The sequence below is a fragment of the Dietzia sp. 179-F 9C3 NHS genome (assembly GCF_045369825.1).
Taxonomy (GTDB): Bacteria; Actinomycetota; Actinomycetes; order Mycobacteriales; family Mycobacteriaceae; genus Dietzia.
On record NZ_JBIQES010000006.1, the window covers coordinates 169690 to 193171 of the forward strand.

Consider the following 23482-nt stretch of genomic DNA (forward strand, 5'->3'; position numbering starts at 1 on the left):
AGCACACCATGGCACCCACGAAGATCACTCCGATCGACGCCACCGACCGGCTCGAGCCGGACGACCTGCGCCCGATCGCGTTGGAGGAGGATGCCGACAACCCCGACGAGTGCGGTGCACTCCTGCGCCACGAGCCGGGGGAGTGGGAGGCAACCATGAATCCGGTGATCGTCGCCGTGATGCGGGACCTTCTCACCGACGCCCCGATGCGCGTGACCATCGACTACCTGGACGCCGAGTGCGGCGACGTGGACTCGGACTGGATGCGGCTGACCGGCGAACTGGTCGCCCTCACCGCAGACGGCAACGCGGTCTTCGTCGGCGGCCAGCAGGGCACCACGCCTACCCAGCGCAAGGAGGTGCCCCTGGAGGACATCTACACCCTCGCCTTCTGATTAGGCGCCACCATCCGCCGGGGGCGGGTCAGCCCGTCCCCGGCAGGGCGCTCCCCGGTTGGTGGTGCGTTTGCACGTAGTCTCCTGGCGCCTCCCTGCGAAGGGAAGTGGTGCGCTTGATTGGGGGGAACCCCTACGTTCGCGTGAAGAACTAGATAGGTCGTCACGCCGTCGTTCGCTAACCAAGCCGCGCTGTCCGACTATCGGCTGCGACGTGCCCGCCGGCCTGCCAGGGGATAGGGCTGTCTGCCGCCGGTGGCGATCATGGGCGGCCTAATCTCCACGACATGACACTTCGCGGGGTGGTTTCCATTCTCCTAGTCTCGGTCATGGGCCTAACCGGGTGCGGGGAAGACTGGTCGGCAGAGCCCGAACCCCCCACCCAGGCGGAACTCGCTCAAGCCCGCCAAGATCAGCTCGACGAGAGGCTCGGGGAGCTGCGAGCAGCGGAATTGGAAGGGTGGACAGTCGAACCGATCAGCGAACCGATCGTCCAAGACTGGCTGACGACGTCGATAGGGCCGTTATACCTGGATGGGGGTCTGTGCACCGATGTCACGATGGAGAGCCGGTCGGCGGTTCCAGTGAGAGTGCACGCAAAGGACTGGACGTTTGTGACGCCTGATAATCCTGGTGTCCAGGGCCGTATCTGGGATGGCGATGACTACGTTCGGCAAGATGTTCGCGGGAGCGTAGTCATCTCGCCGAGGGGTAGGCGCGAGTTCCAGGTGTGCGCGACGAACTTGAATGTGGCCAAGAAATTGACCTACCCGCCACCGCCCGGCATATACGAGATCGCGCACCAGGCACCGGTCGGGGACAGCTACAGAACAACCCACGTCTGGATAACCGTGCTCTGACCCTGGATCTGAACCCGCCAGGCGGGCTCCGGCCTGCCCCTGAGATGGGTGCTGCCCGGCGAGTCCACTGCCGCCGGGAGGTGCGACGGCGGGAGCAGGGGACGGGCCGGATGTGAGGTTTCGCCCTGTCCGCTGATTCGCCTGGTCTGGAACTGATGGTGGCGTGATGGTCTGCTGCACCGGCGGGGTGGTATCACACAGCCCTGGTAACCTAAAAGTACCTTTACAGATGTAGAGGCGGTAGTTAGCCACCCACTCGATAGGAGCAAGACCATGACTTTCATTGCACCCGCAGCCACCATCCTCGTCGGAATCCTCGGCCTGATCGGCGTCCTGGCCACCCTCCGCCAGCGCGCCCGCGCAGAAGCCGCCGACCGGTTCTGGAAGCGCCTCATGTGGGCGCTCGACGCGGCCATGAGCGACGACCCCCGCACCCGTGAGACCGGCGAACGCACCCTGCGCACGCTCGCCACCCACAAGGAGTGCACCGCGGAGGACCGCCGACTCATCCGCACCGTCCTCGACGGCAATCGCCGCCACCCGCTCACCTAACCCCCCCACACACTGCGCGCCCCGCCCCGTCTAGGCGGGGCGTTCGTCGTTTCGCCGAAAACATCGCGCTGTCCGCCCCCGCTCCACGCACGACCGGCGGGCGACGCGACCAGGAGATCGACGTACTGCCCACAGAGGCCCGACCGAGGCTGCTGCACCGGTACGAGACCGGGGGAGGGTTAGGTCACCAGCCCCCACCGCCAGGAGCGCACCCATGAACGCCACCACCAGCAAGGACTATGGCGACGTGGTCGTGCAGGTCTTCACCGACTGCGACTGCGACCACCTGTCAGCCGCGCTGGCCGAGCGCTACCACCTCAAGCGGGTATACATCGGCTTCGAGAACGGGGCGTGGATCCACTCACTGGTCGAGCATCCGGAGGCGGGCCTGTACCTCGACGTCAACGGAGTTCAGACCTTCGAGGAAGTGCAAGCCAACTGGGAGCACTGCGAGGACTGGGACGGCATCTACCCACACCCCGAGACGGACCGTCCCGAGGAACGCGACCGGCACCGGCCGGAGATTCCGGTCAGCGCCGGCATCGCCCTCGTCACCCAGGCCGCCGCCGACTTCGGGCTGCTCCTGCGACGGCGCTAAGCGGCTGCTGACTCCGCCGCCGACATCGTGGAGCCGGCGCACATCCCGCCCCGATCACCGGGCTGTCCGCCGCAGCGCGGGGGCCAGCCCGGCGAGAAGCGACCCCTACCCGAGTGCGGAAGGGCCGGTTGGAACGCGATGGCGACTACCTCCCCCTGGATCCCCGGAACCACGCCCCCGACAGGCGCCCGCACCGGCAGCCCCGTAGGCGGCGTGCGGTACTGCTGCACCGCCACAAGCCGCCCGCACAGTAGAGGCACGCCAACAGCACCGACGAGGCAGGGAGGCCGAGATGGACGCCACGACCTACACCCGCACCCGCGACGAGATGACCGCCGCGTTCGGCGAGCCGATCCACGCCGTCACCGCCGACGACCTCATCGCCGCCGGCGACCTCATCGACGCCACGCCCGTCTACGCGCAGGGAACCGGCCGCAGCCCGGAACTGATGCCGCGGCTGCTGTTCACCCGCGCTGCTTGGGACGACCTCGCGGCCTGGGACGAGAACAACAGGGCCTACCAGGACGTCTCCGGCCGCATCCACGACGTGGTGACCATGTGCCGCGCCCTCGACCGTGCCGGCCGCGTTCATGGCGGAGTGTTCGGCCACCGCGTCACCTTCTCTCTGCTGCGCATCCCCAACACCCGCCGGGCCACGGTGCCCCGCACCGCCCGCGCCGTCGTCACGGTGCACCTCGACGGCGCCCGGCCGGTGCTGACCTTCGCCCTGCCGGGGGAGGACTGACCCACGAGCACAGGCCCCCGTCGCTGACGCCCTCGCGGCGGGGGCCTGACAACACCACCGACAAACACGCCCAGGACAGAGAGGGCCACCGCCATGAAGAACGAGACCTACTCCCACGAGATCACGACCGCACTCGCCGCCCACGGCATCGACGCCGAGCCCGGCAGCACCGGAGGCGGCTGCCACGCCCTGTGGGTGAGTGTCGGAGACAGGAACGTCCTGGCGACCAACGGTGACCACGAACTACCCGACCGTGACTGCGTGTACGTGACAGTCGAACGCGACGGTGAATCCGAGGCGCTGGCTGAGCGTGAGGTGCACACCGGCGACCTGACACACGAGGACGCCCTCGCCCGCGCCGTCGAGACGATCACCGACATGGTGCGAATCGCCAAGACCATCGACTAGCCGACGACCCGCTGGCCACGGCGGGGACTGGACGCACTATCCGCTGACCCACATCGAGAAACGAGGACCCTATGAGCTACCGCACCGAATGGTTCGACGCCGCCCGCACCGGCGTCGAGATCCTGCCCCAAGACACCGAGGTCCCCGGCTGCGACGAGCCGGTCACCGGCGAGGTCGCCGTGCACTTCGCCGGCGACACCGGAGCCATCATCGAAGGCCCCCGGGAGAGGGTCCGCGCATTACTCGCCGCAGCGCTGGCAGCACTCGACACCACGACCTGACCTATCGTGCCCACTACCGGACCGCACCCCATCGCGAGCATCGCTGACCTCTGAGGACCTATGGACACCACACCAGGAAGCGGACGCACGCCCGCACCGGCTTCCATGACCCCCGATGAAGCCCGCTCGCTGGGCCGTGCGATCCGCGCTGTCCGCACCGAGCGGCGCCTGAACCAGACCAAGGCGGCGTTCGCGATCGGGGTCAGCACCGGCCAGCTCGGCATCTGGGAACGTGGCCAGGTGCCGGCCGCCCGCGGCCGAGCCGCCCACCCGCCGACAATCAGCCGCGCCCAGCTCGCGGCGACCGCCGCTGCCCTCGACTGCACCCCAGAGGCGATCGCCGACCGGGCCGCACTGACCGCCACCACCCGCGTTCTCCTCGGCCTCGAACCCCTCGGCCCGGCTCGCACCGTCGTGGCCGGCCGCGAGTTCGACCTCACCGACGCCGAAGCCGACCGCGTCACCGACTTCATCGCCGGACTCATCGCCGCCCGCGGCCTCTAGACGCCACGGGAGTGTCGGAGCTGCGATCTACCCTCCGACCACATGGCCACGCCTGAACTCGTCGAGCGCATCCGTCACACCGCCGACCGGCTCGACCGCGCCGCCTTCCTCGAACTGCTGCGCTGGCACCGCGCTGTCGCCGGACTGCCAGACCTTGACTGGGAGACGCAGGGCGCCTACCGGCAGGCGGTCGCCGAACTAGGTGAACGTCGGGCTGACGAACTGCTGTCCGACCTGCGTCGAGCCGCCCGCGACCCCCGCCACCACCGCCACGGCGCTGATGGCAAGCCGACCTTCCGTGACGGGCGAACCCTCGCTGAGCGGAGGCGCCGGTAACGCACGGCGCCCCTGCCGCCAGACGAGCCGGACACCTCCCGGCGCTGCGACGGGCAGCTCGCAGCCGTGCTGCACTCCACAGACCTAAAGGAAGAGTCCTCGGTGACCACGACACCCGACCCGAGGAAGGCCCGACATGTCGAAATACGAGTGGGAAGAAGGCTGCATCGCGCTGCCGACCGCAGAGGTGCCACGGCTGCGCAAGGCGCTCAACGCCGCGCAAGCAAAGTACGTCGCCGAGCAGAAGAGACAGCTGGAGAGGGTCTGGCCCAAGCTCAAGAACGTCGCGCCGGACAAGCGGACCGAGGCACTGTGGAAGATGTTCATCGACCGTCAGGCCCCGAGTAACGGCGAGCTGCAGGCGATCCTTTCTGCGAGCAAGGGTCGCAAGCCCACCGCAGAGCACTGGGGCCAGATCGGCCTGGGGCCGTGCACGAACCGCACCAAGTCGTGGTACTGCGGCGACGCCGAGGCGCGACTGGACGGCCGCGAACTGCTCTGGAGCGTCTGCGAGAACAACCACGCCGTCGATCACGCCCACGAGTCGTGGCTCGGCGAGGCGCTGTTCGCCCACCTGCGCACCGTGAAGTGGACCCGCGGCTCGGGCGGCGACATCGTCGGCAACGACGAGTACAACCGCGAGTCAACATTCGCCGGTGGTGGCGCCAACTATGTCACCGCCTCCTACGGGCCGAAGGCCAGCTGTGAGCATCGCTGCGACCCGAGTCCGGTGCGAGGTGGGGGAGGTTTCGGCCTGTACGGCCGTTGGTGAGGACCACGTGCCTCCAGGAGGCCCCGGCACCCGCGCGGTGCCGGGGCCTCAACCGTGGGCCCAAAGGGCGGCGCTGTCCGCCGGCCCCTCGGCCGGCTCTCGACGCCGCCTCGACGACCAAGGCACGAGCCCTGCTGCACTGACCGAGGAGCGGGAGAAGGTGAGGACCACCCACCCCGAACCACTGCCGGAAGGACGGCCTCGTCATGGACGACTCAGACCGCGCTCAAGCCCTCGCTCTCGCCCTGCACGACCGCATGGGCGCCCTCGACCCCGACACCCTGACCCTGTGGCGCGACGCGGCCTGTCAGGTCAGCGCCCGCGCGGCGAGCCGCGCAGACACCAGCGGTCAGCCCGGCCAGGTGTGCCTGACCCGCGTCCTGGTGGCCCTGCACCGCCTCGTCACCGGTACCCACGACCCCGCCCAGGGGGTCATCGCGCGGGCCAGCGACACCGACCTCGACGACTACCTGGACTCGAAGACCCCGACCGTCGCCGCGCACATGCCCGTCTACCTGCCCGCCCTGCTCGCCGCCCGCGACCAGACCGTACCCTCCTGACCTGCCCCGACCGCCGCCCGGCTGCGACCAGCCGGGCGGCGGCCGAACCGGCCCCGCCGCCTGTCCACCGCCTCTCGGCACGAGGCGCTGTTAAGGTCCCTGCCGGTGTGGGCGAACGTCCACACGCATCGGAGAACCGCACCACGAAGGGGACATCATGGGAATCGAAGCGATCATCGCCGGCGCGGCCGGAGCCATCGGCTCGGGAATCGTCGGCTGGGGCCTGCTGGACTTCGCCTGGAAGGCCGCCGAGAACAAGCCCGCCGTCAAGCAGATCATGCGCGAGAACGGCCTCGGCAGCCTCGCCGACCGACTGCCCGGCTGACCCCACCAAAGACCTCGTTCCGCCCCGCACCGGCCCCCGGTGCGGGGCGGAGCCGCATTTGCGCCGCCCGCACACGCGGGCCTGCTGCACCCGCCGGGGCGGGGGAGAGGGTCAAAGCAACACCACATCGACCCCGAACGGAGCACCCGCCATGAGCAACACCGACCAGCCCGCCCCGCCCCACGGACTGACCTTCCAGGTCGTGCGCCCCGCCCCCTCCCGGTACGGCGACCTCACCCTCGGCGGAGTCTCCGCCACCGCCGACACCCTGACAGTGGTCGGAACCATCGACCCCGACGGCGACTTCCAGCTCCTCCCGCGTGATGCGCGCGTGTTCCCGGCCCGCCCCGACGCCCCCGCCGTCGTGCTCGACCGCACCGCAGGTGGCCACCCGATCCTGGTACCGGCCGCCTACGACCACACCAGCGGCGAATGGGGCCGCGTCCGCGAGCACGTCATGGCCGGCGGCAACTACGCCGCCTACTGCGACTCCCGCGCCAGCGACGCCGTCGAGTCGGTCTGCGGCCACCGCTTCTACGGGGCCGTCGCCGTGCACGACCGGATCGAGCACTTGACCGGCGAGAACCCGACGCCGATGGTCCGTGCCACCGTCGAAACCGGACGCATCGACACGGTTCTGGTGCCCCTGCCTGCCGGGGTCAGCGCCGACGACGTGGACCTGGCGGCCAGCGCTGGTGACGCCGCGGATGCTCTGCCGGACGTGCTGCGCGAGTCCATCCTTGCTGCGGTCCCCGAGCCGGGCCACAGCCGTGAACTGCGCGAGGTGCACTACCTGTACGTCGTGGACGACTGAGCCAGCCAGCGACCCCGCCATCGGCGATGGCGCGGGGCCGCCGCCTCGACCGGACGGCCCCGCGTCGCTGCTGGGCGCTGTCCGCCGCCGGCGGCCTGGCAGGCCGACATGACCGGCCAGTTCTGGGCTGCTGCATCGGCACGACGACGCGAGACGCTGGACTCGTTCACCCACCCTGACCGAAGGGAACCCCGATGACCACTGCGATCACCGCCCTGCGCCACCTCGTCGACAAGCACGCGGAGCTCACCGCTGCCCGCCAGCGCGAGATCAACGACATGGAAGGGGGACTCCATGACGACTACCGGGTGTACGACGAGCTGCACGACGACATCGGCGACCTGCTCATCGAGCATGAACAGCTGCTGGCCTCCCTCGCCGACAGCCTCGACGGACTTGCCGACGCGGTCGCTGCCCACGACAAGGCCGAGGAAACCGGCGACGGCGACGACAGCCTCGAGGAGGCCATCCGCGTCGCGGCCCGCCACGTGCTCGCCACGGCGACCGGCCCGGACACCGACCACAACGGGTAGCGGCCTCGGCCCCGCCCGCAGCGGGCGGGGCCACCCCCAGCCGCCGCGCCGGCACTGTCCGCCCTTCAAGGTCACCGCCAGCCACCCCCGGCCGGCGGCCGGCGTTGTGGCCTTGACCCGCTACGCGGCTCGCGTGCACCAGTCCCACCCGCAAGTGCTGCACCCCCAGGCAGGCGGGAGAGCGTGGAAAGGACCGCACGAGCACGAGGAGCCGCCATGACCGCCACCGCCATGACCGCCACCGAGACCGACACCCCCGACGGCACCCTGGTGGACATCCCCGTCGCAGCCCTGTCGGAGGCCACGTCCCGTATCGACGCCGCGAACCGGCGTCTCGCCCGCGCGGGGATCGACTCCCGGTTCGTCTACGAGCTCGACTACTACGAGCAGACCTACACCCGCGACGGCGTCACCTACGTCGAAGATCGCGTCCGCCTGGCGCTGAACACGCCCGCCCTGTCGTTCGGCGGATGGACGTTCCAGGCGTCGCTGGACATCATCGACGGTCAGGCCATCGTCTCCACCGTCCCCGGTGCGGACCTGTCGGACTGGCAGCGCCCCGACGCGAACCACTGTGACCACTGTGGCCTCAACCGCGCCCGCACCCATTCCTACGTCGTGCGCAACGACGACACCGGCGAACTGCGCCAGATCGGCCGCACCTGCCTGCACCTGTTCCTCGGGGTCCGCCCCACCGGCCTGTGGGCCATGCAGTGGGCCGACGACGCCCTCGACGGACTGGACGACCGCGACGTGCACGGCAACGGGCCGCTGGCGTGCGCGGCGTTCGAGTCCCGCCAGCTCCTCGCCCTGGCCACCGTCGTCTCCGACCGCGGCCGCCAGTTCGTCTCCCGCACCACCGCCGAGATCCACGAGAAGCCCGCGACCGCCGACATCGTGTGGGCCATCCTGCGGCCCTCGTCCTTCGAGACCCCGGACCAGCGGGCCTACCGTATCGACACCGTCGAAGCCGCCGACGAGGTGGACGACGCCGACCTCGACGCGATGGTCGCCTCCGTCGCCGACCTCGGCGACTCCGACTACGCGCAGAACTTGCGCGTCCTTGCCGAGCAGCCGTTCATCCCGGCCAAGCACGTCGCGCTGTGGGTCTCCCTGGTCGGGGTGTACTTCCGGCAGCAGCGCCGCAAGGAGGCCGTCGCCGCCCTGCCCGCCCTGACCGGCGACCACCTCGGCGCAGAGGGCGACAAGCTCACCGACATCACCGGCACCATCGTCACCCTCACCAGCTGGGAATCCGACTACGGCTACCCGCCCAAGCTCGTCACCCTCCTGGTCGTACACACCGACTGCGGGCACCTGCTCAAGTGGCAGGGCGCCGTGCCCGACGCCGTCGATGGCACCCCGCTGGAGAACCGGCAGCGCATCACCATCAGCCGCGCCACCGTCAAGGGGCACGAGCAGTACAAGGGCCAGCCTCAGACCCGCATCGTGCGCGCCAAGCTCACCCGGCCTGAGGAGTCTCGATAGCCGCTCACCCCGGGCTGCGCGACCTGCTGACGGGGAAGGTCGTCGGCGAGTCGTCTAAGGCGTGACGTCTGGACCAGGCTCGTCTGGAGAGCCGAAAGTGAGCATGAACCCGTTGTCGACTTGGTGAAGAAGATCCCTCAGATAGTCGCCGTAGGAGTGCCCCTCGATGAGGTCCGGGTCGCCCTGCCCGGCGATGACGGTGAACGCCAGGCGCATCGCGGGGCTGTCCAAGGCGAAGAACTCGCGGCAGTCGCGAAGGATGTGCGTCGGCACGAGCACAGCTCCGAGATTGTCTTCGACGCTGAGGGGCGACGATAGGCTCACAGCGCCACTCGAGGCCAGGTTCACCAGATTCGCGCAGTCCTGCTCGAGAGCAGGGTCTGGGGCCACTGGGTGCCCGCAGCGAAGTAGATGAGGCAGCGCCGCCGACGCGGCCAGCAGCAGCGCCAACACCTGTGTGGGGACGGCCGTCATCGCCGTTTCCGGAGGGAGCTCACGGGCCTGCGCCGGGCCGAACGCGTCATCGACCTGCTGGCCGAGAGCGTCCTCGATGGAGTCGGCGAAGAGCTCCCGCAGCTGAGCATCGGTGCTCTGGTGCACAGCGTCGTCGAGCGAAAGCTCGGGGCGGCGGATCCAGAACGTCGCGATGAAGTGCGCCCAGGCGATGTCTGCCGGATCCTCGAAGAAATCGGGATCGGGCGTCTGTCCGAAGACACGCCGGGCCAGGGCCGGGGCCGCGTCGAGCCAACGCTTGGTGTCGGTTGTGCCGGTGGTGAGGTCGTGCTCGAGCAGGTGTTTCACGACACGCTCGACAAACTCATCGTCAAAAGTCCATTGGTAGTCCACCCGGCCAGTATTCGGCAGTAGCCGTACCGGACGCTCCCCGGGGGTGATGTCGGAGACCTCAGCCGCCGGCCGCGGCCAGTGCGTCGAGACGGTGTCGCTGGTGTTCGGTCAGCTTCGGCGGTTCGTGCACCCACCGACCGATCTGGATCCGCCGCCCCGTCTCCGGGTCCCGGGTGGTCTCCCACAGTTGGATCGTGCGGACCCCGGTGATCTGGGTGTGCCGCTCCACCAGGTCCAGCATCCATTCCACCGTCGAGGCCTGCCGGCCACGACGGCTGGCCCAGGTGAAGCCCGGGATCTGCTCGAACAACTCCACCAGCCGCGGATGCAGCCGGCCCTGCCGGTAGCTGCGCCGGGCATCGGAGACGCGCCGACCGAGCGGGAACCCGTCGGCGGTGACGTAGCTGGTCTTCGGGGACGCCGACCCGGTACGGGCGTAGTAGTCGGCCAGCCGGTAAGCGGTCGACGCCAGCCCCGAAGTGGTGCGTGACATGACGTTGAGGGCGAACCCGTCGGCCAGGTTCGCTGGCAGCAGGCCAGCATCGAGCTGCACCCGCTGTGTCGCCGCCGTCGGCGCCGGCTGGCCGAGGTCGGCCGCGGCCCGGATCTGCAGCAGCGCCGTGTACAACAGCGGATCGTCCTCCGCCAACGCCGTGAGCACCTGCCACGCGGCCACATAGCCGGTGCGCGCCACCTGGGTGTCAACGTCGGCGGTGTCCCCGACATCCTGCACCACGGGCAGCACGATCAGCGCCTTACGCTCCGGGTGCTCCGGGTGCCGCCGCAGCGCGCGGCCGACGATCTGGGTGATGTCGGGGCTGGAGGTGCGCGGCGCCGCCAACAGCACCGCAGCCAGCGATGGCACGTCGATCCCCTCAGCCAGGACCCTGCAGTTCGACACCACCGACAGCCGGCCGTGTGGGTGCGCAAGCGCGTTCAACGCGGCAGTGCGGTGCCCGGGCGCAGAGCCGGCGTCGATGTGGAACACCCGCGTCTCCCGGGCGGCAGGATCCAACCCGGCCAGGGCTCGCATCTGCGCGCACCAGGCGCGCGAGTGGGCGACCCGGTTGTGGAACACCAGCACCGAGTCCAGGTCGGGGTGGGTGTCGGCGGCCCTCAGAAGCGCCAGCTGCGCGGCCGCGGCATCCCGGTCCAGCAGGTGTCCGTCACGCTTGGCCTGGGCGATCACCTCGGCCACGGCCGAATCCTGCACCGCAACGACAGCAACCTGGTAGTCGGCCAGCCAGCCGCCGTCGATCGCCTGCCGCACCGTCAGCGGCGCGAAAACCGGCCCGTACAGGGCAGGGTCGTCCATCGACGCCACCTCCACCGGCTGGCCACCCTCCTCATCCTCGGGAGGGGACACCATCCGGGTGGTGGCGGTCGTGAACAGCCGCCGCTCGGCCGGGAACCGCTCCTCATCCAAAGGCAGCGCCCACGCCTTGTCGACGGCCCCGGCGGTGCGGTGCGCCTCGTCGCACACCACCAGATCCCACCGCACCCCCGCGGACTCGGCCGCCTCGGCCACCACGGGGGCGGAGGCGTACGTCGACACCACCGTCACCGGGCTGGGGGAACAGACAGCGGCCGCGATCTCCTGCGGATCGGTGGTCGGCTCCACCCCGGCCAGCGCATCGCCCAGGTCGCCGAGCTCCAGCTCGTCACGATCGACATCCCCCGCATACCGGTCCACCGAGGCCCGCGCAGAACACACCGCGACTAGCCGCCGCCCCGGCGTCAACTGCTGGTAGGCGGCCACTGTCTGCGCCAGCAGCGCCACCGTCGGCACGAACACCACCACCCGCTCGTGCCCGGCCAGGACGGTGGCGGTGACCAGGGTCTTCCCGGTGCCGCACGGCAGCGCCACCGTCACCCGCCGATGCCCGGCCCCATACAGGGCGTGGGCCTCGTCGACGGCCTGACGCTGGTAGGGGCGAAGCTCAAGCGAGGTCATGCAGGCCAGTCTCGCACCCACCCCTGGCACCTGCCGCACTCGCAGAACCGGGATCCCCAAGGTGGACAAAAGACAGGACCACAACAGGCAGGACCCCCGGTACGGTGAGCATCACCCCACCGCTTCTTGACAACTGAATACAAACCGGCACCCGCGGCCACATCCACACTGGTCACCAAGTGCCCTCCCCGCACACGCGGGGCTCGACCGTGCTTCACACCAGGTCTGAGCTGCGAAGACTGCCCTCCCCGCACACGCGGGGCTCGACCTCGCCGCGAATACCGTAAGGATCGCACCAAACGGCCCTCCCCGCACACGCGGGGCTCGACCCGTGATGGACAGGTCCTTGGCGTGGATCGTGCCGCCCTCCCCGCACACGCGGGGCTCGACCCGTGTCGCGGTTTGCGTCGATGGAGGACCGTCTGTCCTCCCCGCACACGCGGGGCTCGCCCTTCGTGGCCGGCGCATGCTGTACTTGGCCCGACGTCCTCCCCGCACACGCGGGGCTCGACCCATCTCCGTTCCGGGCCGGGTGGTCACGAACGTGCCCTCCCCGCACACGCGGGGCTCGACCCGACTCGCGATCCTCGGACTCGTCTTGCTCGGCGGCCCTCCCCGCACACGCGGGGCTCGACCCGGATTCCTGTTGGAAGACCTGCTGCCAGAGTCGCCCTCCCCGCACACGCGGGGCTCGACCGCCGACGGTTCGCTTACGAAGAGTCGCGTTGGGGCCTCCCCGCACACGCGGGGCTCGACCTACCTCAGCACTTCGTGCTCTACGCACACCGCAGCCCTCCCCGCACACGCGGGGCTCGACCGGATTGTGGATCCAACAATGCTCGCGTTCACGCTGCCTTCCCCGCACACGCGGGGCTCGATCCGTGATCCCGGCACTGTTCGGGTCGCGTGCCCGGTTCTCCCCGCACTCGCGGGGCTCGACCGTGATTGAGGTGTCCGAGGTGGGCTATCGGCCAGTTCTCCCCGCACACGCGGGGCTTAGCCCTCCCAGAGGCTTCTCGCATCGACCATCCCGTGGTTCTCCCCGCACTCGCGGGGCTTCACTGGTCGCGGCGATGATGTTGGGCGCTGTCCGGTGGCGCCCGATGTGGTTGGGCGGCCGGGAGGTCGAGACCGGGAGAGATCTGGCCACTGTGGGCTGCCACAAGCGGCAGGGGGGCCACTTACGCTGTGATCGCTCCCGGCTGAGCAGGGGGCTAACTCGACCCGATGAAGGACTGATGGCACATGGCTCGCACCCCCTCTCCCTCCCGTCCCCCGGCAGTCCTTCTCGTCGCGACTCCACTGGTGGCTGTGGCTGCTGCCGCGTCTGTGTGGGTGACCTCCGATGAACTCGCCTCCGAGACGTCGGCTGTGGCCGACGGTGGAGTGGCGGTCAGCGCTGCGGCTGAGCCGTACCGCGCTGATCTCGAGGCCGCTGCGCAGGCATGCCCGGGCATCGTGACCGTGGAGCGGCTGGACCGGCTGATCGAAGCGTCCACCGGCTGGCAGACCGGTCATACCGTCATCGGGGTCGGCCCGGTCTCTGTCGCCGGCTCGGGGGGACCCCAGTGGGAGGTCTCCGGTGGCGGTGACCTCCACGATGTACCGACGGGCATCCGTAACGCCGGGGCTCTCTGGTGCGACCTGGCCAACACCCTGGCCGCGGAGGCGGTCACGGTTTCCGGGGATGTTCTGGCGCTGGCGGGATCCGATCGGGACGGGTACGCCGCCGCTGTCGGTTTGGGTGCGATCGTGATCGGGACCAAGAATGTGCGCGAGTCCGGCGTCGATACCGACCTGTTCCCGGAAGTCAAGCCGCTGATGCACGCGGTCTTTTCCCCGTCTACGCCGGTGTGATCTGTGGGGCGCTGCGCTGCTGACTGCGGGGCGACCCGCAGGTGAAGCGCGCGGCTCGTCGCGGTGTGCGCCGCTCTTCGCGGCTGAGGGCGGGGAGGTGGTTGGCCCTGCCCCCCCGGGCGGTTCTGTCCGGCCTGATGGCCAGGTGGCGCGGCAAATGCGCCCGAAGGGGGCAGTAGTGCTACACCGTCAGAACAGGGCGATAGCGTGTGCGGCATGAACCTTGTGGACGAACCGTGGATCCCGGTGGTGGATCACGACGGCAGCACCGTGATGCTCGGGTTGGCCGAGCTTGCTGCCCGCGCCGGCACCGTGCGTGACGTGTGTACCGGCAACGTGCTGGAAGACGCCGCGATCTGGCGGCTCCTTCTGGCCTGCGACCACGCCGCCGGCGGTGACCTTCCCGGCTGGCTGGCCGCTCACGCCGACCGATTCAACCTGTTCGACGCGGATCGGCCGTTCGCCCAGCATCCCGGCTTAGCGCCCGCAGTGGACGACCCGTTGGTGTTCAAGCCGGTCACCGAGTTCATGTACGACGCCGCCGGCGGCGGCACCCCGGCGTTCCTCGACCACCGGCACAACGCGGCCGGGGTGCGCCTGACTCCGGCGGAGGCGGCGCGGCTACTGCTGGTGCGCCAGCAGTTCTCCCTCGGCGGCATCCAGCCAATGCCCGCGTCCGGGCCGCTGGGCAAGACCGTTCGCCATGGCACTCTGGCGGTGGGAGCGCTGCGCCCGCTGGCGATGTGGGTCGCGGGCACGGTGGCCGCCACCCTCGCTGTCAACCGCGTCGACGCCCCGACAGGTAGCTTCCACTTCACCTGGCCGGACGGTGCCCAGCCGGGTACGCCGATCCCGGCCGGGGGAGTGGTGGACGCGTTGACGTGGCCGTCGCGTGCGGTGATGCTGCGCCGCGACGGCGACGGCATGGTCGATGCGATGGCACTCGGGCAGGGGGTGCCCTACGGGGACAGCGCCGATCCGGCGCTGGTGCCGCACGCCACCTACCTGCGTGATGCCAAGTCGGGCGAGCTGGGCTGTTGGAAGATGCACACCCCCAAGGGCGGCGGTGAGGCGAACGTACGTCCCGCGTGGCTACAGGCGCTGCGCGCGTGGGCCAACCAGGACGGCGGCATCCTGGCCGGCGACCCGGTACCGGAAGAGCCCCTGGCGATACGAGTGACCGGTCAACGGTTCTTCCAGTCCCGTTACGACGGCCCCGCCCACGCGATCGTGCCGCGCCCTGCCATCGACCGCGCCGCCGTCACTGAACTCCTGGAGCACGTCGTGACCGCCCGCCGCCAGGTGTGGGGACGAATCCGATCAGCGGGGGAGACGGTCACCGAGGACGGCGGGTGGGTGGAGCGCTACAGCATCGACCCCGAGCAGTACCTGTTCGCCGCCCATCCGCTCGTCACTGACGCCTGCGCCGGCCAGATCGCCCCGGACGAGGCCTCCGCCCGGCTCGAGGATCTCGCGCGCAGCGTGGCCGCCCGCGCCGTCGCCCCAGCCGCCCGATCACACCCTCAGGTCACCGCGGTGGCCGCCCGCCTACGAAAGGACACCCCCGCATGACCGACACCGACGACACCCCGGGCCAGCGGTTCCTGCGCCGCCTGTATCGAGCCGAGAAGGACAACGGTGCCCAGTGGGCTGCGCTGCACAGCTGGCAGCCGATCACCCCGAACCCGGAGGTTATCGCCGTGACCGCCGACGCCCCCGACCAGCTGTGGCCCTACTGGGCGGTCGTCGGGAAGATGGCCGCCCGCTACGGCGGTCTGCGCGGCGGCAAGGCTCCGCTGGGAGCTGCGATGCGGCGGGTGGGCCGGGACGGCGCGTTCGGGCCGAACAACCCCGCCGCCACCCGCTTGATGCGGTCCCTGGTGGACGCGGACACGATCGACGACCTCGACCGGGCGCTGGCCGGCATCGTCGGTGCGCTGCGCCGTGACGACATCGCCCTCAACTGGTCCGACCTGGTGGACACCGTGACTGCCTGGGCCCAGCCACACAGTCGCGATCGCGCCCGCGAGTACTGGGCCCGCACCTTCTACACCCACACCCCGGCACCGGCCGGACACTGACCACAACCCACCCCACGAAAGGCACACCTGAGATGACCGCGACCTCCGCCCCGTTCCTGGCCCTGCACGCCCTGCACGCCGTGCCCGCCTCCCTGCTCAACCGCGACCTCGATGGAGCCACCAAGGCCATCACCCTCGACGGAGTGCCCCGCGTGCGGGTCTCCTCCCAGGCCTGGAAGCGCGGCATGCGCGTCCACAACCGCGATCAGCTCCTGGCCGCTGGCGCCGCGGGGCTGCGCACCAACAAGCTCGCCGCCCTGACTGCCGCCCACCTGGCCGAAGATCACGGTATCGCCGAGGAGCGCGCCGCCGTCCTCGCCGCCGCCACCCTGACCGCCGTCGGGCTCGCCGCCAACCCCAAGACCGGTAACACCAAGGTCACCACCTTCACCGCGAACGAGACCCCGGCCCGCATCGCCGCCGCCATCGCCGACCGCATCGACGACATCGACGGCGACACCATCAGCGACGACCTCGCGGCCGCCGCCCGCGCCGCCCTCGACGTCGGCGAGTGCATCGACCTGGCCTTGTACGGGCGCATGCTCTCGGAGATCCCTGGCGCCAACATCGACGCCGCCCTGGCGGTGGCGCACCCGTTCAGCGTCGCCGCCGCCAGCATCGAAGCTGACTTCTTCACCGCCGTCGACGACGCCGCCACCGCCGCTGACGCCCAGTCGAACATGCTCGGCACCGTCGACCTGTCGGCGCCGACCCTGTACCGGCACGCGGTCCTGGATCGCCGCCAGCTGCTCGCCAATCTGCACGCCGCCGCGGATCCGCAGACTCTGGCCCGGCAGGCCGAGGAGTCGGTACTGGACGCGTGGGTGAAGGCGTTCCCGTCGGCGAAGAAGAACTCCACCGCCGCCCACACCCTGCCTGCCCTGGTCGTGGCTGTCGTCGGAGCCGGCGCCTACAGCGCCTCCGACGCGTTCTCTCCGGCAATCACCGGCCGCCAGGTCACCCACGACGCCGCCGCGCGGATGCTCGCCCAGCTGCGCTCGATCGTCGCCGTCACCGGCGGCACCACCGTCGCCCTGCCGATCAACGCCAGCGTGTGCCGGGGACTGGATTTCGACGGGATCACCGTCGTGGACTCCCTCGACGCCTTCACCGAGGCCGTGCGATGACCGCCTTCACCGCGCCGCTGACCGTGCAGGAACACAGCAACATCGGCGAGCGTTGGGCCGCCGGCTACGACGAGGACAGCACCGAGCTCGCCCGCAGTCTCGGCACCGACCACGTCGCCTTACTCGACCTGGCGATCCACATTCTCAACGCCCGCCACGGACACAGCGCTGACGCCGCAGCCCTGGCCGAGGCCGCGTTCACCGAGCCGCGCCGTGATCTCCGGGTCGCCGACCGGGGCGGCGATCCGCAGGCAGACCAGGCGTTGCCGTGGCACATCGTCGACGACCGCGCTCACTCGCTGATCGCCTGCCGCAACCAGCAGGTAGCCACCGCCCTAGTCGACGCCCTCGCCTGCGACGGAACGGAGCTGAGAACCCCATGACCGACCACACCGTCACGTTCACCCTGGCCGGCCCGATGCAGGCGTGGAGCAGCGCGGCCCGCGCCGCCGCCCGCCCCACCGCTGAGGCTCCCACCAAGTCCGGCGTGCTCGGCCTTGTCGCCAACGCGCTCGGACGCACCCGCGGCGACGACATCACCGACCTGGCCGCCCTGCGGTTTGCCGTGCGCATCGACCGGCCCGGCACCCACGAGATCGACTACCACACCGCCGGCAGCGGCCCCTTCCCTCTGCTGCCCGGGGAAGTGCTGCGCGATCCCACGCTGGCCCGCACGGTCTCCCGACTCGGCTGGCAGGCCGCCACCCGCAACTACGCACCACCCCGCAACATCGAAGCCAAGGGGGGCACTCTCGTAGCCAAGCGGCCCGAGCACGGCGTCATCACCCGCTCGCACTACCTGGCAGACGCCGCGTTCACCGTCGCCCTCACCGGCGACCAGGACACCGTCGCCACCGTCGCCGACGCGCTGGACCGGCCGGCCCGCCCGCTGTTCCTGGGACGCAAGGCGTTCCCCCCGGCCGCGCCGCTGGACCCCCGGCGGCACGACATCGGCGACCAGCTCGACGCCCTCGCGGCACACCCGGCACACCGGCCGGCCGAAGGCGACACCACCGTCTACCTCGAGGACCCGGCCGGAGAGATCGTCGCCGACCAGCCGGTCGACTACGCCTCCCGCCGCCGCACCGGCCGCGGCCAGCGACGACACCTGATCCCCAGCCCCACCGCCGCGGGGCCCCAGACGGCGACGCCCGCAGACGTGGACTTCTTCACCGCCCCGGCGACCGCGACCACGTTCACCGAGTTCGCCGCCCGCCCCGCAAACGACCCAGACTTCTTCACCCCGCCCCAGGACTGATCACCATGACCACCACCACCGACACCCTGACCTGCAGCTATCTGGCCCTCGACGCCGCCGCTCGCCAGGCCCGCGAGGCGATCGCCGACCCCCACCGCATGCACCAGCTCGTGATGGCCGGCTACAGCACGGTCACCGGCGACGCCGCCACCGCCCGCGCCGACCACAACATCCTGTACGCCGTAGACCTGGCCAACCGGGCGGGCATGGCCCGTCTGGTCTGCCAGTCCACCGCCACCCCCGACTGGCAGCCGCTCGAGGGAGTCCTCGCCGCGCCGGCCACGATCCACGACGGCATCGACCTCCGCGAGGGGGACGCGATCCAGTTCCGCACCGACCTCAACCCCGTCTCCTCCACCCCGGCGCCCCGCAACCCCCTCAACCCCGACGCCCCCCGCAGCCGCGGGATCCGCCGACCGATCAGGAACCTGGCGGAGCAACTGGCCTGGGCGCAGCGCAAGCTCACCGACGCCGGACTCGACATCACCGGCCTGTCGATCGCCGCGGAACGCACCCTGATCTCCACGGCGAAGCAGGGGATGAAGGTCAACGTCACGACCTTCACCGGCACCGCGACCGTGACCGACCCGGACCGCCTCGCGACCGCCCGCCGTACCGGCATCGGCCGCGCCAAGGCGTACGGCTGCGGCCTGCTCCTCCTGCGCTGACGGCCCCTGCCGATTCGTGGAGCGAACCCCTACCGACCCGTGAAGCCGATCGGTGCCCATGCGTGGAGAAGTAGAGAGCCCTTCCGACCTCCGGGAGGGAGGTGGCGCTGTCCGCCGCCCCGCTGGGCGCCGGCCCTCAATCCGCCGGGTGGTACTGGCGCTGCGATGCTGCACCAGCACACCGCCGCGGCAGGATCGGCCATCACATGCACCCCTTCCCGGAAGGACACCGCAGAATGAGCCTCCACGACAGCCCCGGCGACACCCTCGAGACGACCACGCCTCGACCCCCATTGCCTCCGAACTCCGAGTCTCGAGGGCAGCTGGCCGTCGACCACGCCGACAGCTGCGTCCCCACCATGCAGCTGCGCGACATCGACGATCTGACCCCGCATCCGACCCTGGAACTGCGCTGCCGAGACGGCTACCCCGCCCAGATGCAGGCCCTGTGCCTGGCGCTGGGTTCCGATCTGCTCAACGATGTCGGACCGTGCTCGGTGGAGATCCTCTGGACCGAGGACGACGGCAGCAGCTGCGGCATGGCGGGGATGCTGGCCGCGGTGTACATCGACAACGGCGGAGCCGACGAGCTGGTCCTCGTCGGCGCGGATCCCACCGCCGACGACGGCAAGGACATCGTGGCGATCGACATCCGCAAGATCACCGCACTGGCGGCCTGAGCGCCTCCGGGCCTCGCCCGGAGCGGCCGCACAACCGCCGGCCAGGCTCGCTGCCGGCGGCAGCAAAGCGACCTCGGCGGCAACGGCCGGCGCTACCGTCGACGACGACTGGTGGCTCTCGACGGCCGCCTGGTCGATCGACCCGGCCCGCCGTAACGGACCGATCTGGGCTGCTATTTTGTAACTGAACAAGAACGTCGGTCGTCGGCCTCAATATCGCAGTACAACAAGGGTCTTCCCTGCACGCGCGGGGCTCAACCCAGGCACCGCGCGACGATCGTGTGCCGGTCCTCGTCTTCCCCGCACGCGCGGGGCTTAACCGCGCGTCAAGGGCCGGTTCATGGAGGTCCACGGGTCCTCCCCGCACGCGCGGGGCTCCACGGCTGCCCCTCCGGGCGCCACGGCTTCGACGAGTCATACAACGCCGGCGGGCCACCCGGCAGCACCGTCGACCTGGGCTTGGACGCCATCGCCTTGGCGCGCACCATCACCGACCACCCCCCACACGCGCTGAGGGAACGATCACCGGATTGACTCCGGCAAGTGGGTACGACAAACTACACATACACATCAGGACTCCTGGAACTGGTTGGGAGTGAACGCAGCGGCGGGAACCGCTGTGTGGATTCCGAGGCCGAGCGTTGCCGCGCTCGGCTTTCGGCATTTCTGGAGGTCACCCAAAAGTATTTCGGGCACGCCAAGGCGCCCGTGACCGTCACCCGGTCACGGGTCTCCTCGCTGCCGCTCGAGGTACTGGGCGATCGCATCACGCGCCACGGGCGAGACGGTCCGCTCCATGGACGCGGCATGGCGATAGAGATCAGCGGCGATCACGGCGGGAAGCTTGACCGCCATTCCCCGCACGCGCGGGGCTCAACCCCTTACCGGCACCTGCGTCCAGCCGCATGGCCGGGTCCTCCCCGCACGCGCGGGGCTCAACCGCTGGCCGGGGGGTGGCCGACGTGAGTCTCGACGTCCTCCCCGCACGCGCGGGGCTCAACCGCTTCGCCATGCAGCTCGCCGTCTATGCGCACTCGGTCCTCCCCGCACGCGCGGGGCTCAACCGACCAGGGTCTTCCGGTCGAGGTGCCGTATGTGCCGATGGCCCACCGTCCCGACCGGGCCGGGATGTGGAAGCTCACCGCTGTAGAGACCTACGCCGGCGACCGCCCCCTGTTCTGGCTGGACGACGAGCACGACGACACCAGCCGCGCCTGGGCCGCACAACGCAGCCTGTCCGGCCCGGACACCCGGGTGCAGTGGTGTGACCCCGATGTCGGGATCACCGCCGGCGACCTCGACGTGGTGGCCGCGTGGGCCAGGACGAGCGGTGGGGAAGTGGGCATCTAGCGCTGCTGCACTGTCGCACCGGACTGTCAGGCTTGATCGCGTACCCACCCCGCTACCGGAAGGAACCCGCATCATGTCGAACGAGAAGATGCTCGACCGCATCCGCAAGCTGTTCGCTAAGGCCGAGGCAACCCTGGGCACGCCCGAGTCCGATGTCTTCATGCAGAAGGCGATGGACCTGATGGCCAAGCACGGCATCGACGAGACCCTGGCCCGCTCCGGCGGCGACCTCGACGCCTCTGAGATCATCACCAAGAACATCACCATCACCGGCAAGTATCAGGTGGACCAGATCGTCCTGGTGGGCCATATCGCTTCGACCCTGCACTGTCAGGTCCTGCGCGACCGGGACGCCGGCGGGCACTACTGCGTCATCGTCGGCGCGCGCCGCCACGTCGACCGCGTGACGATGCTCGCCGGGTTCCTGCAGGGGCTGATGCTCTCCCGCGCCGCCCGCACCCGCTCCCCCTACCCGCAGCGGGTCTCTACCAAGGCGCACAGGAAGTCGTTCATGGCCGGATTCACCCTCGAGGTGGGGGAACGTCTGGCAGCGGCGGAGCGCACCGCCATGAGCGACAGCGGCGACAGCACCGGCGTCGAGGTGGTCCTGGCCAGTGACGCTGATCGCGCTGCCGCCGAGTTCCGACGCCAGTTCCCCAACGTGCGGAACTCGCGGCCCCGTCGCTACGTGGACACGGGAATCGAGGAGGGCCGCGCGGCAGCCGCCGACGTGGACCTCGGGCAGACCCGCGTCGGCGGGAACCGACTGGAACTGACCGCCTAGCCCGACCACGCCAAGGGGGCGGCGCCGGATGTTGCGGCGCCGCCCCCCTTTTTTTGCGCTGTGTCTAGTCCAGGTAGAAGCGGCGATGGTCCGGGTCGAGCGGATCAAGGAACAGCGGCCCGTGTCTCCCTGCTTCGTGGTGGCGCTGAGCGGCTTCCTCGAGTCGGGCCAGGTGTCGCGGAGGCGTGGACCCGTCGTGTAGCGGTCGCGCATCGTCGACGACCGCATCGACTGCCGCCTCCAGGCTGTCGTAGTCAACGGTGCGTCCGCCTGTGTGGTGCTGGCGCCGCCGCCGCGTCCGGTACGGCTGCCTCTGTCCACTCCGCTCCATCGTCGTTCCCTCCACCTTTGCGCCCGGGCGATCACCGCGCCCCGGCTGTGGAGCGTGGCCTGCCCACGACGATAAAACCCGCCCACACCCGTTCCACCGCCGCCATACCTGACATCGAATCAGCGCTGGTCACAGCACTGCTGCAACGTGGAAGTGAGACGGAAAGGTGGAGGCTGTCAGCGCAGGACACACCCGAAGGAGAACCCGGATGCCGGTCCCCAAGAGGCTTAAGAAAGTGTTCGCCCTCGCAGTCGAGAACGGCTGGACGGTCACCGAGACCAAGAAGGGATACCCGGGGCTGATACCGCCGCCCGGGACAGTGGACCACGAGGGCCGACCGGTGACGTTGGTGAAGTTCGCCAAGACCCCCTCGGACGCCCGAAGCGACGCCAACGGGCTGGCCCAACTGCGTCGGCTAGGCCTCAACGTCGCGCACAAGGGGCATACTGAGTCCAAGAAGCAACGACACGACAGGAAGAGGTGACCCGATGACCACGCGCAACTGGCAGGTGCACGCCGACCTGGCCGCGCCCCGAGACGCCGACGTGCTGTATCGGGTGCTCGACTCGGTGCCCGGATCGACGCTGGTGGAGTTCGGCGACGGCAGCGCGGAGGCGTCGATGATCATCGACGCCGACACCGCCGAGGAGGCCACCCTGTTCGTGCGGCTCCTGCTGCTGGAACTCGGCCTGACCATGACCGGGCTGTCGGTCACCGAGACCGGCCCGGACCCCGACGAGGCCCCGTTCGCCCCGCTCGACCTGGCAGAGCCGCACGCCGCCCGCGCCGCCGCCTTCGCACAGGACCTGGCCCGCCCGGTCCCCGCCCTGGCCTGACCCGGCGCCAACCCCCCGCCCACCCCGACACCCGTCGAGGTGGGCGGGCCGCATTTCGAGGCCGCCGGCCTACCGCTGTTCCTGTCCGCCCCGCCGCTCGCTGGCGTTCCGCGCGACGGCCCCTGCCCGCGCCAGGAGGCCACCCCACCGGTGCTGCACTGTCGTACCGGCCTCCGACACTGGACGCCGTCACCAGAACACTCGACCGTGGAGGACCGGACCATGAACAACCCCACCGTGTGGATCGCCCAGCTGCAGGACCGCGACGATTACATTCGCGAGCTCGACTGGATCATGCTCGCCACCAGTTTCGAGGACGGGGAACGGCAGCTCAACGAGCGCGCCGCCACCGAGCTGGCCGACCGCTACGGCGAGCAGGCTCTCGAGAGCCCGACCGAGATGATCCCGCTGTCGGGGGACGACGGCCTCGACCCCGCGACCGCGACGCCACTGCAGCTGTGGTGCTCCGCTGCCGGCGCCAAGTACGTCATCACCGAACTGCCGCTGCCCACCGCGAACTGAGACCGACTCGCCCCACC

31 protein-coding genes are annotated in these 23482 nt (G+C 70.2%); 28 read left to right on the forward strand and 3 right to left on the reverse strand.

Annotated features, from left to right (window positions below):
* The first annotated feature begins 8 nt into the window (after positions 1-8).
* The 15 genes from ACH0BZ_RS09410 (at position 9) to ACH0BZ_RS09480 (ending at position 9171) form a co-directional block, all read left to right on the forward strand.
* The gene (locus ACH0BZ_RS09410; protein WP_406897956.1) at positions 9-395 is read left to right on the forward strand and encodes a hypothetical protein; all 387 of its coding nucleotides are present in this window, start codon (positions 9-11) and stop codon (positions 393-395) included.
* Positions 396-682: 287 nt separating this feature from the next.
* The gene (locus ACH0BZ_RS09415; protein WP_406897958.1) at positions 683-1255 is read left to right on the forward strand and encodes a hypothetical protein; all 573 of its coding nucleotides are present in this window, start codon (positions 683-685) and stop codon (positions 1253-1255) included.
* Between the two features lie 273 nt (positions 1256-1528).
* A complete protein-coding gene (locus ACH0BZ_RS09420; RefSeq protein WP_406897959.1) occupies positions 1529-1807 on the forward strand; it encodes a hypothetical protein in 279 nt (92 codons plus the stop codon).
* A gap of 214 nt (positions 1808-2021) precedes the next feature.
* A complete protein-coding gene (locus tag ACH0BZ_RS09425) occupies positions 2022-2405 on the forward strand; it encodes a hypothetical protein (protein ID WP_406897960.1) in 384 nt (127 codons plus the stop codon).
* Between the two features lie 292 nt (positions 2406-2697).
* Positions 2698-3150, forward strand: a complete 453-nt coding sequence (locus tag ACH0BZ_RS09430; RefSeq protein WP_406897962.1) for a hypothetical protein — start codon at positions 2698-2700, stop codon at positions 3148-3150.
* A 93-nt stretch (positions 3151-3243) separates the two neighbouring features.
* Positions 3244-3558 (forward strand): hypothetical protein, encoded by a 315-nt coding sequence (locus tag ACH0BZ_RS09435; protein ID WP_406897964.1) that lies wholly within the window; start codon positions 3244-3246, stop codon positions 3556-3558.
* A gap of 71 nt (positions 3559-3629) precedes the next feature.
* Positions 3630-3839 (forward strand): hypothetical protein, encoded by a 210-nt coding sequence (locus tag ACH0BZ_RS09440; RefSeq protein ID WP_406897965.1) that lies wholly within the window; start codon positions 3630-3632, stop codon positions 3837-3839.
* 105 nt (positions 3840-3944) lie between these two features.
* Positions 3945-4343, forward strand: a complete 399-nt coding sequence (locus tag ACH0BZ_RS09445) for an XRE family transcriptional regulator (RefSeq protein WP_406897966.1) — start codon at positions 3945-3947, stop codon at positions 4341-4343.
* A 42-nt stretch (positions 4344-4385) separates the two neighbouring features.
* Positions 4386-4679 (forward strand): hypothetical protein, encoded by a 294-nt coding sequence (locus ACH0BZ_RS09450; RefSeq protein WP_406897967.1) that lies wholly within the window; start codon positions 4386-4388, stop codon positions 4677-4679.
* A gap of 136 nt (positions 4680-4815) precedes the next feature.
* Positions 4816-5451: a hypothetical protein gene (locus tag ACH0BZ_RS09455; protein ID WP_406897968.1), complete on the forward strand. Its 636-nt coding sequence runs from the start codon at positions 4816-4818 to the stop codon at positions 5449-5451.
* A 206-nt stretch (positions 5452-5657) separates the two neighbouring features.
* Complete coding sequence (locus ACH0BZ_RS09460) at positions 5658-6011, forward strand: hypothetical protein (protein WP_406897970.1); 354 nt, start codon at positions 5658-5660, stop codon at positions 6009-6011.
* A gap of 157 nt (positions 6012-6168) precedes the next feature.
* Entirely contained in the window at positions 6169-6336 is a 168-nt protein-coding gene (locus ACH0BZ_RS09465; protein WP_406897972.1) for a hypothetical protein, read from the forward strand.
* Between the two features lie 151 nt (positions 6337-6487).
* Positions 6488-7150 carry a hypothetical protein gene (locus ACH0BZ_RS09470; RefSeq protein ID WP_406897974.1) on the forward strand — a complete coding sequence of 221 codons (663 nt, stop codon included), beginning with the start codon at positions 6488-6490 and terminating at the stop codon, positions 7148-7150.
* 194 nt (positions 7151-7344) lie between these two features.
* Complete coding sequence (locus ACH0BZ_RS09475) at positions 7345-7683, forward strand: hypothetical protein (protein WP_406897975.1); 339 nt, start codon at positions 7345-7347, stop codon at positions 7681-7683.
* A gap of 216 nt (positions 7684-7899) precedes the next feature.
* The gene (locus tag ACH0BZ_RS09480; RefSeq protein WP_406897976.1) at positions 7900-9171 is read left to right on the forward strand and encodes a hypothetical protein; all 1272 of its coding nucleotides are present in this window, start codon (positions 7900-7902) and stop codon (positions 9169-9171) included.
* Between the two features lie 54 nt (positions 9172-9225).
* Here ACH0BZ_RS09480 and ACH0BZ_RS09485 read toward each other — a convergent pair whose 3' ends face one another.
* Entirely contained in the window at positions 9226-10017 is a 792-nt protein-coding gene (locus ACH0BZ_RS09485) for a hypothetical protein (protein ID WP_406897978.1), read from the reverse strand.
* Between the two features lie 58 nt (positions 10018-10075).
* A complete protein-coding gene (locus tag ACH0BZ_RS09490; RefSeq protein WP_406897979.1) occupies positions 10076-11971 on the reverse strand; it encodes a DEAD/DEAH box helicase family protein in 1896 nt (631 codons plus the stop codon).
* A 1335-nt stretch (positions 11972-13306) separates the two neighbouring features.
* Between ACH0BZ_RS09490 and ACH0BZ_RS09495 the strand changes: the two genes are divergently transcribed.
* From ACH0BZ_RS09495 to ACH0BZ_RS09530, 8 genes are all read left to right on the forward strand, one after another.
* Positions 13307-13828 carry a hypothetical protein gene (locus ACH0BZ_RS09495; protein WP_406897981.1) on the forward strand — a complete coding sequence of 174 codons (522 nt, stop codon included), beginning with the start codon at positions 13307-13309 and terminating at the stop codon, positions 13826-13828.
* Positions 13829-14044: 216 nt separating this feature from the next.
* Complete coding sequence (locus ACH0BZ_RS09500) at positions 14045-15400, forward strand: type I-E CRISPR-associated protein Cse1/CasA (RefSeq protein WP_406897982.1); 1356 nt, start codon at positions 14045-14047, stop codon at positions 15398-15400.
* On the forward strand, positions 15397-15909 hold the full coding sequence (casB, locus tag ACH0BZ_RS09505) for a type I-E CRISPR-associated protein Cse2/CasB (protein WP_406897984.1): 513 nt from the start codon (positions 15397-15399) through the stop codon (positions 15907-15909). Before ACH0BZ_RS09500 ends, casB begins: the two co-directional genes overlap by 4 nt.
* Positions 15910-15941: 32 nt before the next feature.
* Positions 15942-17036, forward strand: a complete 1095-nt coding sequence (gene cas7e / locus ACH0BZ_RS09510; protein ID WP_406897985.1) for a type I-E CRISPR-associated protein Cas7/Cse4/CasC — start codon at positions 15942-15944, stop codon at positions 17034-17036.
* On the forward strand, positions 17033-17419 hold the full coding sequence (locus ACH0BZ_RS09515) for a hypothetical protein (RefSeq protein WP_406897986.1): 387 nt from the start codon (positions 17033-17035) through the stop codon (positions 17417-17419). Before cas7e ends, ACH0BZ_RS09515 begins: the two co-directional genes overlap by 4 nt.
* On the forward strand, positions 17416-18294 hold the full coding sequence (gene cas5e / locus ACH0BZ_RS09520) for a type I-E CRISPR-associated protein Cas5/CasD (RefSeq protein ID WP_406897987.1): 879 nt from the start codon (positions 17416-17418) through the stop codon (positions 18292-18294). Before ACH0BZ_RS09515 ends, cas5e begins: the two co-directional genes overlap by 4 nt.
* A 5-nt stretch (positions 18295-18299) precedes the next feature.
* A complete protein-coding gene (cas6e, locus tag ACH0BZ_RS09525; protein WP_406897988.1) occupies positions 18300-18962 on the forward strand; it encodes a type I-E CRISPR-associated protein Cas6/Cse3/CasE in 663 nt (220 codons plus the stop codon).
* Positions 18963-19198: 236 nt separating this feature from the next.
* Positions 19199-19642: a hypothetical protein gene (locus tag ACH0BZ_RS09530; protein ID WP_406897990.1), complete on the forward strand. Its 444-nt coding sequence runs from the start codon at positions 19199-19201 to the stop codon at positions 19640-19642.
* 723 nt (positions 19643-20365) lie between these two features.
* Here the strand turns inward: ACH0BZ_RS09530 and ACH0BZ_RS09535 are convergent.
* Complete coding sequence (locus tag ACH0BZ_RS09535) at positions 20366-20497, reverse strand: hypothetical protein (RefSeq protein ID WP_406897991.1); 132 nt, start codon at positions 20495-20497, stop codon at positions 20366-20368.
* Between the two features lie 246 nt (positions 20498-20743).
* Between ACH0BZ_RS09535 and ACH0BZ_RS09540 the strand changes: the two genes are divergently transcribed.
* From ACH0BZ_RS09540 to ACH0BZ_RS09560, 5 genes are all read left to right on the forward strand, one after another.
* Entirely contained in the window at positions 20744-20992 is a 249-nt protein-coding gene (locus tag ACH0BZ_RS09540; protein ID WP_406897992.1) for a hypothetical protein, read from the forward strand.
* A 73-nt stretch (positions 20993-21065) separates the two neighbouring features.
* On the forward strand, positions 21066-21776 hold the full coding sequence (locus ACH0BZ_RS09545) for a DUF2786 domain-containing protein (protein WP_406897993.1): 711 nt from the start codon (positions 21066-21068) through the stop codon (positions 21774-21776).
* Between the two features lie 539 nt (positions 21777-22315).
* The gene (locus ACH0BZ_RS09550; protein WP_406897995.1) at positions 22316-22591 is read left to right on the forward strand and encodes a hypothetical protein; all 276 of its coding nucleotides are present in this window, start codon (positions 22316-22318) and stop codon (positions 22589-22591) included.
* 4 nt (positions 22592-22595) lie between these two features.
* A complete protein-coding gene (locus ACH0BZ_RS09555; protein WP_406897997.1) occupies positions 22596-22943 on the forward strand; it encodes a hypothetical protein in 348 nt (115 codons plus the stop codon).
* A 222-nt stretch (positions 22944-23165) separates the two neighbouring features.
* Positions 23166-23465, forward strand: a complete 300-nt coding sequence (locus tag ACH0BZ_RS09560; RefSeq protein ID WP_406897998.1) for a hypothetical protein — start codon at positions 23166-23168, stop codon at positions 23463-23465.
* Positions 23466-23482: the final 17 nt, after the last annotated feature.

Excerpts from the sequence above, each read along its gene's own strand:
- ACH0BZ_RS09410 (WP_406897956.1), top strand. The coding sequence starts at position 9 with ATGGCACCCACGAAGATCACTCCGATCGACGCCACCGACCGGCTCGAG.
- ACH0BZ_RS09415 (WP_406897958.1), top strand. The coding sequence starts at position 683 with ATGACACTTCGCGGGGTGGTTTCCATTCTCCTAGTCTCGGTCATGGGC.
- ACH0BZ_RS09420 (WP_406897959.1), top strand. The coding sequence starts at position 1,529 with ATGACTTTCATTGCACCCGCAGCCACCATCCTCGTCGGAATCCTCGGC.
- ACH0BZ_RS09425 (WP_406897960.1), top strand. The coding sequence starts at position 2,022 with ATGAACGCCACCACCAGCAAGGACTATGGCGACGTGGTCGTGCAGGTC.
- ACH0BZ_RS09430 (WP_406897962.1), top strand. The coding sequence starts at position 2,698 with ATGGACGCCACGACCTACACCCGCACCCGCGACGAGATGACCGCCGCG.
- ACH0BZ_RS09435 (WP_406897964.1), top strand. The coding sequence starts at position 3,244 with ATGAAGAACGAGACCTACTCCCACGAGATCACGACCGCACTCGCCGCC.
- ACH0BZ_RS09440 (WP_406897965.1), top strand. The coding sequence starts at position 3,630 with ATGAGCTACCGCACCGAATGGTTCGACGCCGCCCGCACCGGCGTCGAG.
- ACH0BZ_RS09445 (WP_406897966.1), top strand. The coding sequence starts at position 3,945 with ATGACCCCCGATGAAGCCCGCTCGCTGGGCCGTGCGATCCGCGCTGTC.
- ACH0BZ_RS09450 (WP_406897967.1), top strand. The coding sequence starts at position 4,386 with ATGGCCACGCCTGAACTCGTCGAGCGCATCCGTCACACCGCCGACCGG.
- ACH0BZ_RS09455 (WP_406897968.1), top strand. The coding sequence starts at position 4,816 with ATGTCGAAATACGAGTGGGAAGAAGGCTGCATCGCGCTGCCGACCGCA.
- ACH0BZ_RS09460 (WP_406897970.1), top strand. The coding sequence starts at position 5,658 with ATGGACGACTCAGACCGCGCTCAAGCCCTCGCTCTCGCCCTGCACGAC.
- ACH0BZ_RS09465 (WP_406897972.1), top strand. The coding sequence starts at position 6,169 with ATGGGAATCGAAGCGATCATCGCCGGCGCGGCCGGAGCCATCGGCTCG.
- ACH0BZ_RS09470 (WP_406897974.1), top strand. The coding sequence starts at position 6,488 with ATGAGCAACACCGACCAGCCCGCCCCGCCCCACGGACTGACCTTCCAG.
- ACH0BZ_RS09475 (WP_406897975.1), top strand. The coding sequence starts at position 7,345 with ATGACCACTGCGATCACCGCCCTGCGCCACCTCGTCGACAAGCACGCG.
- ACH0BZ_RS09480 (WP_406897976.1), top strand. The coding sequence starts at position 7,900 with ATGACCGCCACCGCCATGACCGCCACCGAGACCGACACCCCCGACGGC.
- ACH0BZ_RS09490 (WP_406897979.1), bottom strand. The coding sequence starts at position 11,971 with ATGACCTCGCTTGAGCTTCGCCCCTACCAGCGTCAGGCCGTCGACGAG.
- ACH0BZ_RS09500 (WP_406897982.1), top strand. The coding sequence starts at position 14,045 with ATGAACCTTGTGGACGAACCGTGGATCCCGGTGGTGGATCACGACGGC.
- casB (WP_406897984.1), top strand. The coding sequence starts at position 15,397 with ATGACCGACACCGACGACACCCCGGGCCAGCGGTTCCTGCGCCGCCTG.
- cas7e (WP_406897985.1), top strand. The coding sequence starts at position 15,942 with ATGACCGCGACCTCCGCCCCGTTCCTGGCCCTGCACGCCCTGCACGCC.
- ACH0BZ_RS09515 (WP_406897986.1), top strand. The coding sequence starts at position 17,033 with ATGACCGCCTTCACCGCGCCGCTGACCGTGCAGGAACACAGCAACATC.
- cas5e (WP_406897987.1), top strand. The coding sequence starts at position 17,416 with ATGACCGACCACACCGTCACGTTCACCCTGGCCGGCCCGATGCAGGCG.
- cas6e (WP_406897988.1), top strand. The coding sequence starts at position 18,300 with ATGACCACCACCACCGACACCCTGACCTGCAGCTATCTGGCCCTCGAC.
- ACH0BZ_RS09530 (WP_406897990.1), top strand. The coding sequence starts at position 19,199 with ATGAGCCTCCACGACAGCCCCGGCGACACCCTCGAGACGACCACGCCT.
- ACH0BZ_RS09535 (WP_406897991.1), bottom strand. The coding sequence starts at position 20,497 with ATGGCGGTCAAGCTTCCCGCCGTGATCGCCGCTGATCTCTATCGCCAT.
- ACH0BZ_RS09540 (WP_406897992.1), top strand. The coding sequence starts at position 20,744 with ATGGCCCACCGTCCCGACCGGGCCGGGATGTGGAAGCTCACCGCTGTA.
- ACH0BZ_RS09545 (WP_406897993.1), top strand. The coding sequence starts at position 21,066 with ATGTCGAACGAGAAGATGCTCGACCGCATCCGCAAGCTGTTCGCTAAG.
- ACH0BZ_RS09550 (WP_406897995.1), top strand. The coding sequence starts at position 22,316 with ATGCCGGTCCCCAAGAGGCTTAAGAAAGTGTTCGCCCTCGCAGTCGAG.
- ACH0BZ_RS09555 (WP_406897997.1), top strand. The coding sequence starts at position 22,596 with ATGACCACGCGCAACTGGCAGGTGCACGCCGACCTGGCCGCGCCCCGA.
- ACH0BZ_RS09560 (WP_406897998.1), top strand. The coding sequence starts at position 23,166 with ATGAACAACCCCACCGTGTGGATCGCCCAGCTGCAGGACCGCGACGAT.